Source organism: Alcanivorax sp. HI0044, assembly GCF_001634945.1.
The window spans coordinates 1-691 of the sequence record NZ_LWEZ01000142.1 but is presented as its reverse complement, the minus strand read 5'-3'; the positions used below and the strand labels follow the sequence as shown (position 1 = coordinate 691).

1 pseudogene is annotated in these 691 nt (G+C 62.7%); it reads left to right on the top strand.

The features are described 5' to 3' along the window. A pseudogene (locus A3730_RS30860) lies at positions 1–691 on the top strand (hypothetical protein); the annotation flags it as partial.

The window sequence follows — 691 nt, the reverse complement described above, 5'->3', positions numbered from 1 at the left end:
ACGATCACTACCACCAGGAAGGCACCGTCAGCCTGGACTGCCCAGGTCTTCATGGCGCCGGGTCCAATGAAGATTACTCCGTGTTCGGTTGCAGCGACGGCGTGCTCATCGTTCACCAGGACGGAGAAAACTTCACCGCCCAGCACGTGAACAACGCCGCCCTGGGACTGACCGGCAGTGAGCGAGTAGGCAGCTTCGACAGCCACCACGAAATGCCACACTTCGTTGGCTATGCTGGTGATCGCATCCTGATCATCCCCCCGGATGATGGCGACGTGCAGGAACTGGACTGGAAAGAAGGCGCTGCCGTCTCTCTGGACAGCCACAGCCTGGCCCCCCATGGCGAGCACCTGGTGCTACTGGATGACGCCGGCGACCTGCGCATTTTCGACACCGCCGACTGGAGCGAACATGCCCACGTGGAAAACGCCATTGATCCGGCAACCGCCGCGCCTCCGGCCAGTGGTCACGGCAGCCGTGTCGCCATGACCGTGGCCGGCGAACCCGCCCATGCCTTCCTGTCCGATGCCGGCAACCAGTCCATCGTTGTCGTGCATTTGGAGGAAGGCAGCATAGAAACCCCGCTGTCCCTCAACTTCACCCCCGGCGCACTGGCCTGGGCCGGCCTCGCCGGTGCACACGAAGAACACGCAGAAGACGGGGACCATGACCACGACGAACATGATCATGA